8 protein-coding genes and 1 pseudogene are annotated in these 13828 nt (G+C 50.6%); 5 read left to right on the plus strand and 4 right to left on the minus strand.

The window, feature by feature from the left end:
- Positions 1–28: 28 nt before the first annotated feature.
- From mutA to thrA, 4 genes are all read right to left on the minus strand, one after another.
- Complete coding sequence (gene mutA, locus E7747_RS10300) at positions 29–1891, minus strand: methylmalonyl-CoA mutase small subunit (RefSeq protein WP_136415789.1); 1863 nt, start codon at positions 1889–1891, stop codon at positions 29–31.
- Between the two features lie 283 nt (positions 1892–2174).
- Positions 2175–3479: a threonine synthase gene (gene thrC, locus E7747_RS10305; protein ID WP_136415791.1), complete on the minus strand. Its 1305-nt coding sequence runs from the start codon at positions 3477–3479 to the stop codon at positions 2175–2177.
- Positions 3480–3511: 32 nt separating this feature from the next.
- Positions 3512–4750: a cofactor-independent phosphoglycerate mutase gene (locus E7747_RS10310; protein ID WP_136415793.1), complete on the minus strand. Its 1239-nt coding sequence runs from the start codon at positions 4748–4750 to the stop codon at positions 3512–3514.
- Between the two features lie 7 nt (positions 4751–4757).
- Positions 4758–7190 (minus strand): bifunctional aspartate kinase/homoserine dehydrogenase I, encoded by a 2433-nt coding sequence (gene thrA, locus E7747_RS10315; protein ID WP_136415794.1) that lies wholly within the window; start codon positions 7188–7190, stop codon positions 4758–4760.
- 255 nt (positions 7191–7445) lie between these two features.
- On the opposite strand from thrA, the gene prfA reads away from it, so the two are divergent.
- The 5 genes and pseudogenes from prfA to E7747_RS17570 all read left to right on the plus strand — a co-directional run.
- Complete coding sequence (gene prfA, locus E7747_RS10320) at positions 7446–8555, plus strand: peptide chain release factor 1 (RefSeq protein ID WP_136415796.1); 1110 nt, start codon at positions 7446–7448, stop codon at positions 8553–8555.
- A gap of 50 nt (positions 8556–8605) precedes the next feature.
- Complete coding sequence (pyrF, locus tag E7747_RS10325; protein ID WP_123614368.1) at positions 8606–9436, plus strand: orotidine-5'-phosphate decarboxylase; 831 nt, start codon at positions 8606–8608, stop codon at positions 9434–9436.
- A gap of 294 nt (positions 9437–9730) precedes the next feature.
- Entirely contained in the window at positions 9731–10444 is a 714-nt protein-coding gene (locus E7747_RS10330) for a hypothetical protein (protein WP_136415798.1), read from the plus strand.
- Positions 10444–12090 (plus strand): hypothetical protein, encoded by a 1647-nt coding sequence (locus E7747_RS17505; RefSeq protein ID WP_136415800.1) that lies wholly within the window; start codon positions 10444–10446, stop codon positions 12088–12090. Before E7747_RS10330 ends, E7747_RS17505 begins: the two co-directional genes overlap by 1 nt.
- Before the next feature lie 114 nt (positions 12091–12204).
- A pseudogene (locus tag E7747_RS17570) lies at positions 12205–13050 on the plus strand (pectate lyase family protein); the annotation flags it as partial.
- Between the last annotated feature and the right edge of the window lie 778 nt (positions 13051–13828).

The following is a 13828-nucleotide window of genomic DNA, read 5'->3' on the forward strand; positions in this document are numbered from 1 at the left end:
GAATAATATGTATGATGGGGGTGACTTTTTACTTCTTAAGCAGTTTTGCGTTAAATGCACGGAGTGTTTCAAGGACGTTGCAGCGGACATGAACGAAGTCGTTGATTCCGATAGCCTTGAGGTCGTCGGTGCATGCGGGGGCACCTGCCACGACAAACTCTGCGCGGCCGTCAAGATATTTGAAGGCTGCGGGAGCGAGTTCTGCATATTCGTCGTCGCTTGAGCAGAGCACAACGATGTCAGCACCCTTTTCGAGAGCTGCGTCAATGCCCTGTTCAACAGTGTCGAAACCGAGGTTGTCGATGATTTCGTAGCCGGCGCAACCGAAGAAGTTTGATGAGAACTGAGCGCGTGCGAGACGCATTGCAAGATTGCCGATAGTGAGCATGAACACTTTCGGACGGTTTGATGCGGCTTCTGTTTCGAGGCGGAGTGCTTCGAAATCGCTTGCCGCACGCTTGGTCGGCAGCCCGGCGGGAGTCTCGCAGGCATCTCCGTGGCCTCCGCAAGAGCAAGAGAGCGAGCCTTTGAGGTCGACAATCTTGTCGGCTGCCATTTCGTTGATGTTGGGATACTGGTTTGTTCCGAGAAGGATTTCCTTACGGCGGGCCACGTCTGTGTGACGTTTTTCAGCGCTTTCGCGGATAGCCTTCTGGATGTTGTCGTCGTTACAGCATGCAAGGAAGCCTCCGTTTTCCTCTACTTCGAGGAAGAGTTTCCACGCTTCTTTAGAGATAGCCACGGTGAGAGTTTCCACATAGTAGCTGCCGCCTGCAGGGTCGATTACCTTGTCGAGATGGCTTTCTTCTTTAAGAAGGAACTGCTGGTTGCGTGCAATGCGCTCTGAGAATTCATCGGGTGTCTTGTAGGGGACATCAAACGGAGTGACTGTAATGGAGTCAACACCTGCAAGAGCGGCTGACATTGCTTCAGTCTGGCTGCGGAGCAGATTGACGTGTGCGTCATAGAGGGTCTGGTTGAAGCGCGATGTGATTGCGTGAGCGACCATCTTGGCTGCTTCTTCAGATGCACCATACTGTTTCACGATCTGGGCCCAGAGCATGCGGGCTGCGCGGAACTTGGAAAGCTCCATGAAGAAGTTTGACGAAACGCCCATGTTGAACTTGATGCGTCCGGCAACTTCATCTGCGCTGCGTCCGGCATCGGTGAGAAGAGTCATCCACTGAGCGCCCCACGCAAGAGCATAGCCGAGTTCCTGATAGATGTATGCACCTGCGTTGCTGAGCATGTCGCTGTCGACAGAGAGGACGCGGAGGTTCTTGACTCCTTTGACTGCATCGAGAAGTTCGCATGCCATCTGAGTGAGGGTTGCAGCATCAAACGCAACCCCTTTGCGCAACGGTTTGCGGAAGGGATTGAAGTCGATAGAACCTTTGAATGTATCTGCACATCCCTTTGATTCGATATATTCTACGAGAGCTTTTGCAAGCGGAAGGGCTTTCTTGACGCAGCAGGTGAAGTTGATTTCTACCTTTGCGATGTCGATGTCCTTGAGAGTGGCCTCAAGTGTTTCGGCTGTAGGCTCGTCGATATGGAAACCGAGTGAAGTGACACCTTTTGTGAGTACGTTGAGGGCTTTCTCATTTGCTTCGGCCGGAGTCTCGGCGATGATTTCCTGACGGGTGAGCCAGTCGTTGTCGGTACGTGTACCGCGAACGTAGGGATATTCTCCCGGAAGTGAGTTTGTGGTTTTGAAGTTTTCGATGTCTTCAAGTCTGTACATAGGCTGGACATTGAAACCTTCGTTTGTGCGCCATACTAACTTTTTATCAAATGGAGCACCTTTAAGGTCAGCTTCCACCTTGGCTTTCCACTCTGCGGTGGATATAGGGGGAAACTGTTCAAACAATTTTTCTTTTTTTTCTGCCATAATGTATGGTATTAAATATTCTGTATCGGGGTTTAGGTTAACCAAGATTTCAGTAAATTCGATATGCAAAGTTAATTGGAAACTTCCTAAAAGCAAAGAAAATAAAAAGAAAAAGTTGGGAGAATCGGCTAAATTGAAGGAATAAGAGCTGCCAAAGAATCCATAATCCTGAAGATTGTAAGGGTTCTTTGGCAGCTCCGGTTTATTGTAATGACAGATAGGTGTCGATGGTTGACTGATGTGTTTTTCAACAGCCGTTACACATATATTATATATGTGAGGTTTATTGTTTCATGAGATATGCCTTGAAGTCTTTGAAATCAGAGGTCATGGAAACGGATTGTTTCTGTCCTTTCATGAAGTCTGCGAGACGGTCGGGTATCTGGATTTCTGCGTCGATGGCTTGTTCGACCGTATCTTTGAATTTTGCCGGATGGGCGGTTTCAAGGAATACTCCCGTTTCGTTTTCTCGCAGACCGGACTGCAGTGCGCGGTAGCCGCATGCTCCGTGAGGGTCAAGAATGTATCCGGTGCGGTTGTAGCATTCGTTCATTGTCTCACGTATCTGAGAGTCTGTGAAGGTGTAGCCGCTTATAAGTGACGAAATGCGTTCATGCGAACCTCCGTAGAGGTCGAATATTCGGGCGAAGTTGCTGGGATCGCCTACGTCCATTGCGTTTGCGATTGTCTGTACGCTCGCTTTGGGCGAATAGACTCCTGAAAGAAGATAGTTATAAAAGATGTCGTTGGCGTTGTTGGCGGCAATGAAACGTTTGACAGGAAGTCCCATCCGGTGAGCAAAAAGTCCGGCCGTTATATTGCCGAAGTTCCCGCTGGGCACACTGATTACAAGATTATCGCTCTTGCCGATGGCTTTCATGCGGGCATAGGCATTGAAATAGTAAAATGCCTGAGGGAGAAACCGAGCGACATTGATTGAGTTTGCCGAGGTGAGTGTCAGATGCTGACACAGATCCTGATCCATGAATGCGCTCTTTACAAGGCGCTGGCAGTCATCGAACACTCCATCTACCTCAACGGCCGTGATGTTGCGTCCGAGAGTGGTGAACTGACATTCCTGAATAGGACTGACCTTACCTTTTGGATAAAGTACGTAGACATGGATGCCGTCCACGCCGAGAAATCCGTTGGCAACGGCCGAGCCAGTGTCACCGCTGGTGGCGACGAGAACGTTTACGGTGCGTGTGTGGGAGCGTTTTTTTATGAAGTATTGGAGCAGTCGTGCCATAAAGCGTGCTCCGACATCCTTAAAGGCAAGAGTCGGGCCGTGGAAGAGTTCGAGACTATATATGTTGGGATTTACTTCTGCTACCGGGCAGTCAAATGAAAGCGTATCGCGGACTATGCGGTGAAGTTCATCGGCTGGGATGTCTTCTCCGAAAAATGCGTCTGCCACACGGCATGCGATTTCGTGAAATGACATTTTATCGATGTCATTGAAAAATTCTTTAGGAAGAGCCTTGATGTGTTCAGGCATGTATAGCCCCCTGTCTGTAGCGAGACCTTTGACCACAGCTTCTTCGAGCGTTGTCTCCGGGGATGAGTGGTTGGTGCTGTAATAAAGCATTTTTGGCTGGTGTTTAAAGTGTGTGTCAAATGTCAGAGTCTCATGAATTCCTCCATGAACTCTTGGAGATGGAGAGTCCCGTAAGCTCCTTGTGTGCAGCTTTTTTCATCATAGACTGTAACGTCGTCGGGGATTCCTCCGGGTGTGTAGATTGAGAACGGAACGGGTTCTCCTATATGTATGCGCCGTTCGACGGGTGTCGCATGATCTGGCAGGAGGGCTATGCGGACCGGTTCATCCCAGTCTGCAAGTTCATCCATTACAGGACCAACGATGCGGTTGTCGAGATATTCGATGGCCCGTATTTTAAGGTCGATGTTCCCATCGTGTCCGGCTTCATCGGTCGCTTCTACGTGGAGAAATACAAAATCATCCGTGCGTAAAGCGTCGACCGCAGCCTTGGCTTTGCCTTCGTAGTTTGTATCTGCAAGTCCCGTCATGCCGGGTATGACGATGGTCCGAAGTCCTGCGTAGTGTCCGATTCCTCTGATGAGGTCGACGGCTGAAATTACAGCTCCGCTTTTAATAGATGGATACATCTGCTGCAGGGTCTGCATTTTCGGACGGTAGCCGGGACTCCACGGCCAGATTGAATTGGCTGTCGGATGGCCTTCGGCTTTTCGCCGAAGATTTATCGGATGTTCGGCAAGAAGTTTCTGAGATCGGAGAATGAGGTCATTGATCAGTCCGGCAGTTTCCGCAGATGACATGCGCGATGCGTCTGCGGCTGTTTCGGTCGCAGGTTTTATCAGCAGATCGCGCCACTGCTCTTCCGGATGGTCGTGTGGTGGGGCGCATTCGATGTGCTTGTTGCCGGCTTTTATGACGAGCAAATGTCTGTACTGTATTCCCGGGATGAATTTCACACGCTCACTGCCGAGGTGGCTGTCGAGGTATTTGATTAGCTCGGCACCTTCCTCGGTAGTCAGATGTCCTCCGTGATGGTTGCTGATCTCACCTTGCTGGCCGAGAGTGATTATGTTACATCGCATTGCCATATCATCAGGCTCCATCTCGTAGCCGATGCTTGCGGCTTCGAGAGGCCCGCGCCCCTCATAGACTTCATTCAGGTCGTAGCCGAGGATAGACGTGTTGGCCACTTCGCTTCCGGGCGAGAAGCCTTCGGGAATGGTGACAAGTGTCCCGCATCTTCCGGCCGAGGCCAGACGGTCGAATGAGGGTGTTGAAGCATACTGAAGAGGCGTTTTTCCTCCCAGAGAGGCGATAGGATGATCCGACATCCCGTCGCCAAGGATTATGAGATGCTTCATAGGCGCATCAGTTGTTGACGGTAGACATGATGTTGGCGAACACGCCGGCTGCGGTGACCTCTGCGCCTGCGCCATAGCCTTGGATAAGCATAGGATATTCGCGATAGCGTTCGGTAGTCAGGAGAACGATGTTGTTAGAGCCTTCCAGTCCGTAGAACGGATGACGGCTGTCGACCGCTTCAAGTCCGACACTCATCTTGCCCATTTCCATTCTTGCGACAAAGCGCCAGCGTTTGCCTTCCGATTCAAGCACTTTGCGCCGGGCCTCGAAATCCTCATCAAGTTCGGGCAGTCTGTGCCAGAAGTCGTCGAGTGAGCCTTCGAACAGTTCTGTCGGTATGAAAAGATGCTTTTCGACTTCGCTTTGTTCTGCCTTATAGCCTCCTTCGCGTGTAAGGATTACGAGCTTTCGGATTACGTCCTGACCGCTGAGATCGATGCGCGGGTCTGGTTCGCTGTAGCCCATCTCCTTTGCAAGACGGACAGTTTCGGAGAATGGAACATCGGCCGACAGAGCGTTGAATATGAAATTGAGCGTACCGCTGAGAACTGCTTCGATTTTAAGGATGCGGTCGCCCGACGAGATGAGGTCATTGATTGTGCCGATAATAGGCAGCCCGGCTCCGACATTGGTCTCAAACAGGTATTTTACCCCACGGCTCAGAGCCGTGTCCTTGAGACGGCGATAGATATCATAGCTGCTTGATGCGGCTACTTTGTTAGCTGCCACTACAGAAATGTTGTGGTCAAGGAAGGTCTGGTAAAGAGCGGCAATGTCATGGCTTGCCGTGCAGTCGACGAATACACTGTTAAATATGTTCATGCTGACGATTTCGTTGCGCAGACGCTCAGGGGTGCTTTCCGGGCTTGCCTCAAGCTCTTCACGGTAGTTTGCGAGGTCTATGCCTGAACGCGAGAAGATGGCGCGACGGCTTGATGCGATTCCGACCACGTTGAGTTTCAGACGATGTGTGTTTCTCAGAGTCTCCTGTTGGCTGCGTATCTGCTCGATGAGCATACCTCCGACAGTTCCGACTCCGCAGATAAACAGATTGAGTTCCTTGTATTCGCTGAGGAAGAATGAATCATGGATTACATTGAGCGATTTGCGCAGTGAGTCGCCGTGAACCACGAACGATATATTTGTCTCGCTTGCGCCTTGGGCACAAGCAATCACGCTGATGCCGCTTCGGCCGAGAGTCCCGAAGAGCTTTCCGGCGATGCCGGGAGTATGCTTCATGTTTTCGCCTACGATCGCAACGGTCGCGAGGCCGCTTTCGGCGTGCATCGGAAACATCGCACCCTCTTCGATTTCCTTCGCGAACTCGTGGTCGAGCACACGGATGGCTTCTTCCGCATCTTGGTCACGTACGCCGATTGAAGTAGAGTTTTCCGACGATGCCTGACTGACCATGAAGACTGAGATGCCGTTTTCGGCAAGGGCGGTGAAGATGCGGCGGTTGACACCGATGACACCTACCATCGAAAGACCGGTCACTGTTATGAGCGAAGTCCCGCTGATGCTTGAAATGCCCTTGATCGGTTTGCGGTCATCCTCCACATCGTTGAGGATAATCGTGCCCGGGCCGTCGGGATTGAAGGTGTTTTTAACGCGGATAGGTATGTTTTTGACACATACCGGATATATTGTCGGGGGATAGATGACCTTTGCTCCGAAGTTGCAAAGCTCCATCGCCTCCACATAGCTCAGGGAGTTTATGGTGTAGGCTGTGGGGATGACGCGCGGGTCAGCGGTCATGAAACCGTCGACATCAGTCCATATTTCAAGAGCCTCGGCGTTGAGTGCGGCGGCGATGATTGAAGCCGTGTAGTCGCTTCCTCCGCGTCCGAGGTTGGTGACCTCTCCAGATTGTTTGTCAGTGCTTATAAATCCGGGGACTATGTGTATGCGTCCGCCGAGCACTTCGTGTCTGAATTCTTCGGCAACGAGAGCGCGTGTCAGCTCGCTGTCAAGGATGGAACGTCCGTGTTTCTGCTCGGTTTTGATGAATTCGCGTGAATCGTGGAGCTTGCTTCCGTTTATGAGCCGGTACACGATGCGGCTGCTGAGCCGTTCGCCGTAGCTGACGATTGCGGCTTGCGTTTTGGGGCTGAGGTCACGGATGAGGTAGACACCCTGATATATTGACGAAAGCTCTGAGAGGAGTGTGTCGATTTCCTCTTTAAGCTCGTCAGGGCGGTCTGTGATCACACTGGCGATAATATCGTGATGACGTTTGACTATGGTCTCGAATAGTTCCCGGTAGGATTCATTGCCTTCGGCTGCTGTCCGGGCTGTCTTGATGAGAAGGTCGGTCACTCCGCCAAGGGCGCTTACTACGATTATGGTCGGTAAATTCTGACCTTCGACGATGCTTCTGAGATTCAGAAGACTGTTTGCGGAACCTACGGATGTCCCGCCAAATTTTAATACTTTCATTGGTTTTGGTGAGAATTGTGTCTGTCGTCGCGACGATAGACTTAACTTTACAAACAGTTGTTTAATTTGAGGGGCAAAATTACTCAAATTTATTATTGAAGCCAATGTTTTTAGAAAAAATATTAAGCAAAAATGCCCTTGAAGCTGAGAATTTATTGCCGAAAGCCGGCCTGATGGCGTTTTGTATGGCATTAGTCGGGAAATGTCGGGAAAAATTCGTAAATTTGCACGTTCAAATCACGCTCTTAAATCAGTATGGCAGAAAACTCCCTATTGTCACGTCTTGATGGCATCGAGGCCCGCTTTGAAGAAGTGGGCACGCTCATCACCGACCCTTCGGTGATTCAGGATATGAAACGTTATGTCCGTCTGACCAAGGAATATAAGGACCTTGAAAAACTTACGGCCGTGACACGCCACTACCGTTCGTTGCTTGGCAATATTGACGAGGCTCGTGAAGTGCTTGCATCGGAAAGCGACCCGGAACTCCGTGATATGGCCAAGGAGGAACTTGACGAGGCTACCGGTGCGCTTCCTGCTCTTGAAGAGGAAATCAAGCTGCTTCTGATTCCTGCAGACCCTGAGGATGCCAAAAACGCCATTGTTGAAATCCGCGGAGGAACCGGTGGCGACGAAGCCGCTATTTTTGCCGGTGACTTATATAAGATGTATGTGAAATACTGCGAGTTGAAAGGCTGGAGTGTGGCAGTCACAAGTTTCAGCGAAGGAGCAGCCGGTGGTTTCAAGGAAATCGTCATGGCCGTGACCGGCGACAACGTGTATGGAACGATGAAGTATGAAAGCGGTGTCCACCGCGTGCAGCGCGTTCCGGCTACGGAGACGCAGGGTCGTGTCCACACATCCGCCGCCACTGTCGCTGTTCTTCCCGAGGCCGAAGCCTTTGATGTTGAAATCAATGAAGGCGAAATCAAATGGGATACCTTCCGTTCGGGTGGAGCAGGCGGCCAGAATGTCAATAAGGTTGAATCCGGTGTGCGTCTGCGCTACATGTGGCGTAATCCGAACACGGGTGAAAGCGAGGAGATACTCATAGAGTGTACCGAGACGCGCGACCAGCCTAAGAACAAGGAGCGTGCACTGAGCAGACTACGCACATTTATCTACGATAAGGAACATCAGAAATATATCGACGATATAGCTTCGCGCCGAAAGACGCTCGTATCAACCGGCGACCGTTCGGCGAAAATACGTACCTACAATTATCCGCAGGGCCGCATCACCGACCATCGCATCAACTATACCATATATAATCTTCAAGCCTTCATGGACGGAGAGATTCAGGATGTGATCGATCAGCTGACAATCGCAGAAAATGCCGAGAAACTCAAGGCGGCGGAACTCTGAAACGTATTGTGTGCCATATAATTAAAGAACAATAATATCAATAAAAATATATGAACCGCGAGCAAATCATTGAACAGATTAAGAAAAAAGGTTCTTTCCTCTGCGTCGGTCTCGACACGGACATAAAGAAAATTCCTGAACATCTTCTGAACGAGGAAGATCCGATTTTCGCATTCAACAAGGCTATCATTGATGCTACCGCTCCCTACTGCGTAGCCTACAAGCCCAACACCGCTTTTTATGAAAGCCTCGGCGTTGACGGCTGGAAGGCTCTTGACCGTACTGTCAGATACCTCCGTGAAAACTACTCCGACCAGTTTATAATAGCTGACGCAAAGCGTGGCGACATCGGCAACACATCGTCGCTCTATGCCCGGGCGTTTTTCGAAAATATGGGTGTCGATGCCATAACCGTAGCTCCATATATGGGATTTGACAGTGTGAAGCCCTTCATGGAATATGACGGCAAATGGGTGATACTTCTCGCTCTCACTTCCAATCCCGGAAGCCATGATTTCCAGTTCCGCACAGACATGACCGGCACGCGTCTTTTCGAACAGGTGCTTGAGACGGCTCAGAAGTGGGGTACACCTGACAACCTTATGTTTGTGGTCGGCGCTACTCAGGGAGCGATGTTTGCCGAAGTGCGTCGTGTGGCTCCGTCAAGTTTCCTTCTTGTGCCCGGTGTCGGCGCTCAGGGTGGCAGTCTTGAAGATGTGGCGAAGTGGGGCATCACACATGAATGCGGTCTCCTTGTCAATTCGTCACGTGGCATAATCTATGCTTCCAAGGGTGAGGATTTTGCTGAGGCTGCCGCTGCCGAGGCACGTAAACTGCGTGACCACATGACTATCCTTCTCTCGACCTACGGCGTGATCTGATTACGAAGCTGTTCAGATTGAAAATCCATACAGACCTGCGGCTACCGGTGCTATCCATCCGGCAGCCGCGGGTCTTGTATCGGATTCCCACACTGTTATGAGGTTTTTGTTTCAAATTTTACTGTTTTTGTCGTGAATAAATGTCAATCGCGACATGCTCGTTTTGATTATTAGTCGGAAAGCATTATATTTGCAGACTGTTAGTAACTTAATCTATAATATTATTCATCGCCCTGACGCTTTTTAATTTTACTATTTTGATTCTTAAAAATTAATACCATATTCAGTTCGTTTATGAAACATGTACTACTCAGTTCGGTGCTTGCGACGGTGTGTGCTGTCGGCAGTGCCTCGCCCGCGACCATCGACAAGCTTGAAGCCTTTCCGGGTGCGGAAGGATATGGCCGTTACACCACCGGTGGACGTGGTGGCAAGGTCTATCATGTGACCACTCTTGAAGACAACAATGAGCCCGGTTCGTTTCGCTATGCCTGCAATCAGTCAGGTGCGCGTACAATTGTCTTTGATGTGTCGGGTAATATCCATCTGACCTCAGCATTGAATTTAAGAAGCGGCAATGTGACTATCGCCGGACAGACAGCTCCCGGCGACGGCATCTGTATCACCGACTATCCATTCAGCATCAAGGCTGATAACGTTATCATCCGCTTTGTCCGTTTCCGTCTCGGCAACAAGAATGTCACTCTAAACGGAGCTGACGGATGGGATGCTCTTGGTTCACTCGACCAGAAAAATATTATGGTCGACCACTGCTCGGTCAGCTGGAGCATTGATGAATGTCTGTCGTTCAGCGGAACGAGCAATACTACAGTCCAGTGGTGTATCGTCTCACAAAGCCTTGTGAATTCCGGTCACAGCAAGGGCGGTCATGGCTATGGCGGCAACTGGGGTGGTGAATACGGCTCTTATCACCACAATCTTCTTGCCCATCACACATCGCGCTCACCACGCCTCGGCCGCGTCCCACCACTCAGCTCAACGAAGTGATGGACATGCGCAACAATGTGATGTTCAACTATTCTGGTGAAAGCTGCTATGGAGGCGAGGGTATGAATGTGAATATCGTCAACAACTACTATCAGCCCGGACCCGGCAACAAGTATTCGGGTAAGACCAAGGAATCGCGCATCGCATCGGTCGGCATCCGTACTGTCGATTATTGCCTTGATAAAGATAAAATCGCAACTGCCTATAACAATGCTATGGGCACAAAGATTACAAAAAGCAATCTGACCGGATCTTTTGTCAACGGTAAACCTTATATTTCTGTATCCGGAAGGCGTTACGAGATTTCCGACGACAACAAGATTACGGTAGATGACAAGAGCATATCAATCTTCTGGAACAGTTACTATCCTGCGCTTCACCTTGTCGGTACTTATTATGTCGACGGAAACAGCAACAGCAATCTGTCGAAGGTCTATGAAGACAACTGGACCAATGGCATGTATGACCAGATCTCGCGATGGGAAATCTGTAGTAATAACGCAGCTTGGGAAAACACCAAGCAGGACATGAGGCGTGACCTCCCTATTGAATATGTCTATACGACTACCCATTCGGCTGATGATGCCTATAAAAATGTGTTGGCCTATGCAGGTGCTTCGCTCAGCCGTGACGCGCTCGATGAAATGATTGTCAATGATGCGAAGAACAATGTCGCAGCTTCAGGAACAGGTTCCGGCCTTGACAAAGGCTTCATCAACACTCCTGACGACATCACTTATCCTGAAGGCACGGAACTTGACGGTGTGCTCCCGGTGCTTAAATCGGCTGAAGCTCCCGCCGATCGCGATGGCGACGGTATTCCTGACGCATGGGAAGAAGCCAACGGTCTTGATCCCGATGATGCTGCCGATGGCGCTAAGGTCACGTCAAGCGGATATACAAATCTTGAAGTTTATCTCAACTCTCTTGTAGCGCATATCATGGAAGGCGGAAACGCTAACGGAAAAATGCTCAACGGAGAGCTGACGTTTGCTGATGAAGCGGTGGAACTTCCGGTCTATACTCCTTCGGTCGATGATCCTATCGTCGTTCCCGGTGAAGTGTTTGAATGGGAGATTTCTGACGGAACTGCTCAGGAAGCAGGCATGATTCACAAGGAGAGCCGTCTGCCGTTCAAGTTCGGAACTGATATAGAAGTCAACTGTAGCAACGGTTCAAGAACCTACAACCACGGTTCGGGTGTAACCGCTGAATACATAAAGTTTGCCCGCAATGACACATGGACAATAAAACTGCCTGAAGGAAAGGTTGCGACTGAGCTTACTTTTGAAGGATGGTCAAACGCCAAGGATGATACTTCAAGCTATATAATGTCGATTGGTGACACCCAGTTTGACGCTGCTCAATATACCTTCCCGGTAAATTCAAGCCCGGCGGCTGTGCATACAGTCACACTGTCAGAACCGATGAATGAGATTCCGGTCAAGTTTGGCGCGGTTGAATCGGTGTTGAAGATACGCATAAAGGGCGCAGGTTCAGACCAGAGTGCCATCGAGGACATTGTGGTTGATCCGGCTGGCGCTTCCGGCAATGGCAAAATATACAATATCATGGGAGTCGAAGTGCGCGAACCGCTTCTCCCCGGTGTGTATATTCGTGACGGTAAGAAGTTTATCGTTCGATAAAAATAGAATAATCCGATAGTAAAAGCGGGAGAGACATCAATCTCCCGCTTTTACTGATATAATAATCACGCTCTGAAAGATATAATCGTGAAAAAAATCTATACTTCAATTGCTGTGGCGCTTCTGTCGGTGTCAGCGGTTTCAGCCGGAAGCCTTGTGCCGACCGCTATCCCTGCATTCCCGGGTGCAGAGGGGTTTGGCCGTTACACGACCGGTGGCCGTGGCGGCGATGTATATCATGTGACAACGCTCGACGACAATGAACTCCCGGGTTCGTTTCGCTATGCCTGTAATCAGGCTGGCCCGAGGACGATAGTTTTCGATGTCTCAGGCACTATTTTTCTAAAATCGCAACTGCGGCTTGAAAATCCCGATGTCACCATTGCCGGTCAGACAGCTCCCGGCGATGGAATCTGTATAGCCGACTATCCCTTTCTCATTCAGGCCGACAATGTGATTGTGCGTTTCATGCGTTTCCGTCTTGGGGACAGGCAGGTGGCGCATCATGAGGGAGACGGACTCGGTGGAAGCGGCCACCGTAATGTGATGGTCGACCACTGCTCGGTCAGCTGGAGCATAGACGAGTGTATCTCGGTCTATGGAATGACAGACTGCACGGTGCAATGGTGTATCGCGTCACATAGCCTCCACAACAGCGGTCACAAGAAAGGCCCTCACGGCTATGGCGGAAACTGGGGTGGAAGCGGAGCGAGCTACCACCACAATCTCATGGCAAATCATACGTCGCGCACTCCGCGTCTCGGTCCGAGCCCCCACACCCAGACAGACGAAAGGATGGATCTGCGCAACAATGTCATCTATAACTATGGCTCGAACGGATGTTATGGCGGCGAGGGAATGACGGTCAATATCGTCAATAACTACTTCCGGCCGGGGGTGACGTCAAACCTAATGCCTGAGCGCATAGCAAGTCCCGGAATACGCACCGTGCGCTACTGTCTCAATACCCGTCGACTTGCTGAAGATTATAACCGTTATTTCGGTACTTCCCTGACACGCGATGAGCTGAAGGGCATAAGGACCGGTGGTGCGTCGGATGGCAAGAACCAAGTGGTCATTGCCGACAGGACATTTGATATTGACATGGCTGACAATTCCATTGATGTCGAAGGCCGTAAACTCGGAGTCGGGTGGAACGTCTGGGCGCGGATGCTTCATAAATGGGGCCGCTTCTATGTGCGTGGCAATGTCAACCATGAAATTGCCGCCGTCGGTGATGATAACTGGAAACTCGGTGTTCTGGACCAGATAAAGCCCGGAGATTTTGACGGATATTGGGACGACAGCATAGAGCGTGACATTCAGCTCCATTCTCCGATGCCTTATGAGCAGACCACCACGCATTCGGCTGAGAAGGCTTATGAACTGGTGCTTGCCTATGCCGGTGCCTCGCTCAGTCGTGACGCATATGATGAAATCGTAGTCAACGATACCCGCAACGGGAAAGCTACTTTTGGCAACAGGGGAATAATCGACTCGCAGGATGAGGTTGTCTATTCCGACGGTTCGCGGGCGTGGCCTTTGTTGAAGAGCGCAAAAGCTCCTCGCGACAGCGATGGCGACGGCATTCCGGATGTCTGGGAGAAGTCTCATGGCCTGAATCCCAAAAATCCTGCTGACGGCCGGGAACTTGCCGCGTCAGGCTATACCAATCTTGAAGAGTACATGAATTCTCTCGTGTCGCCGATCATGGAAGCCGGTCTGGCCGGAGGAAAGG

Origin of the sequence: Duncaniella dubosii (assembly GCF_004803915.1) — a bacterium.
Classification (GTDB): domain Bacteria; phylum Bacteroidota; class Bacteroidia; order Bacteroidales; family Muribaculaceae; genus Duncaniella; species Duncaniella dubosii.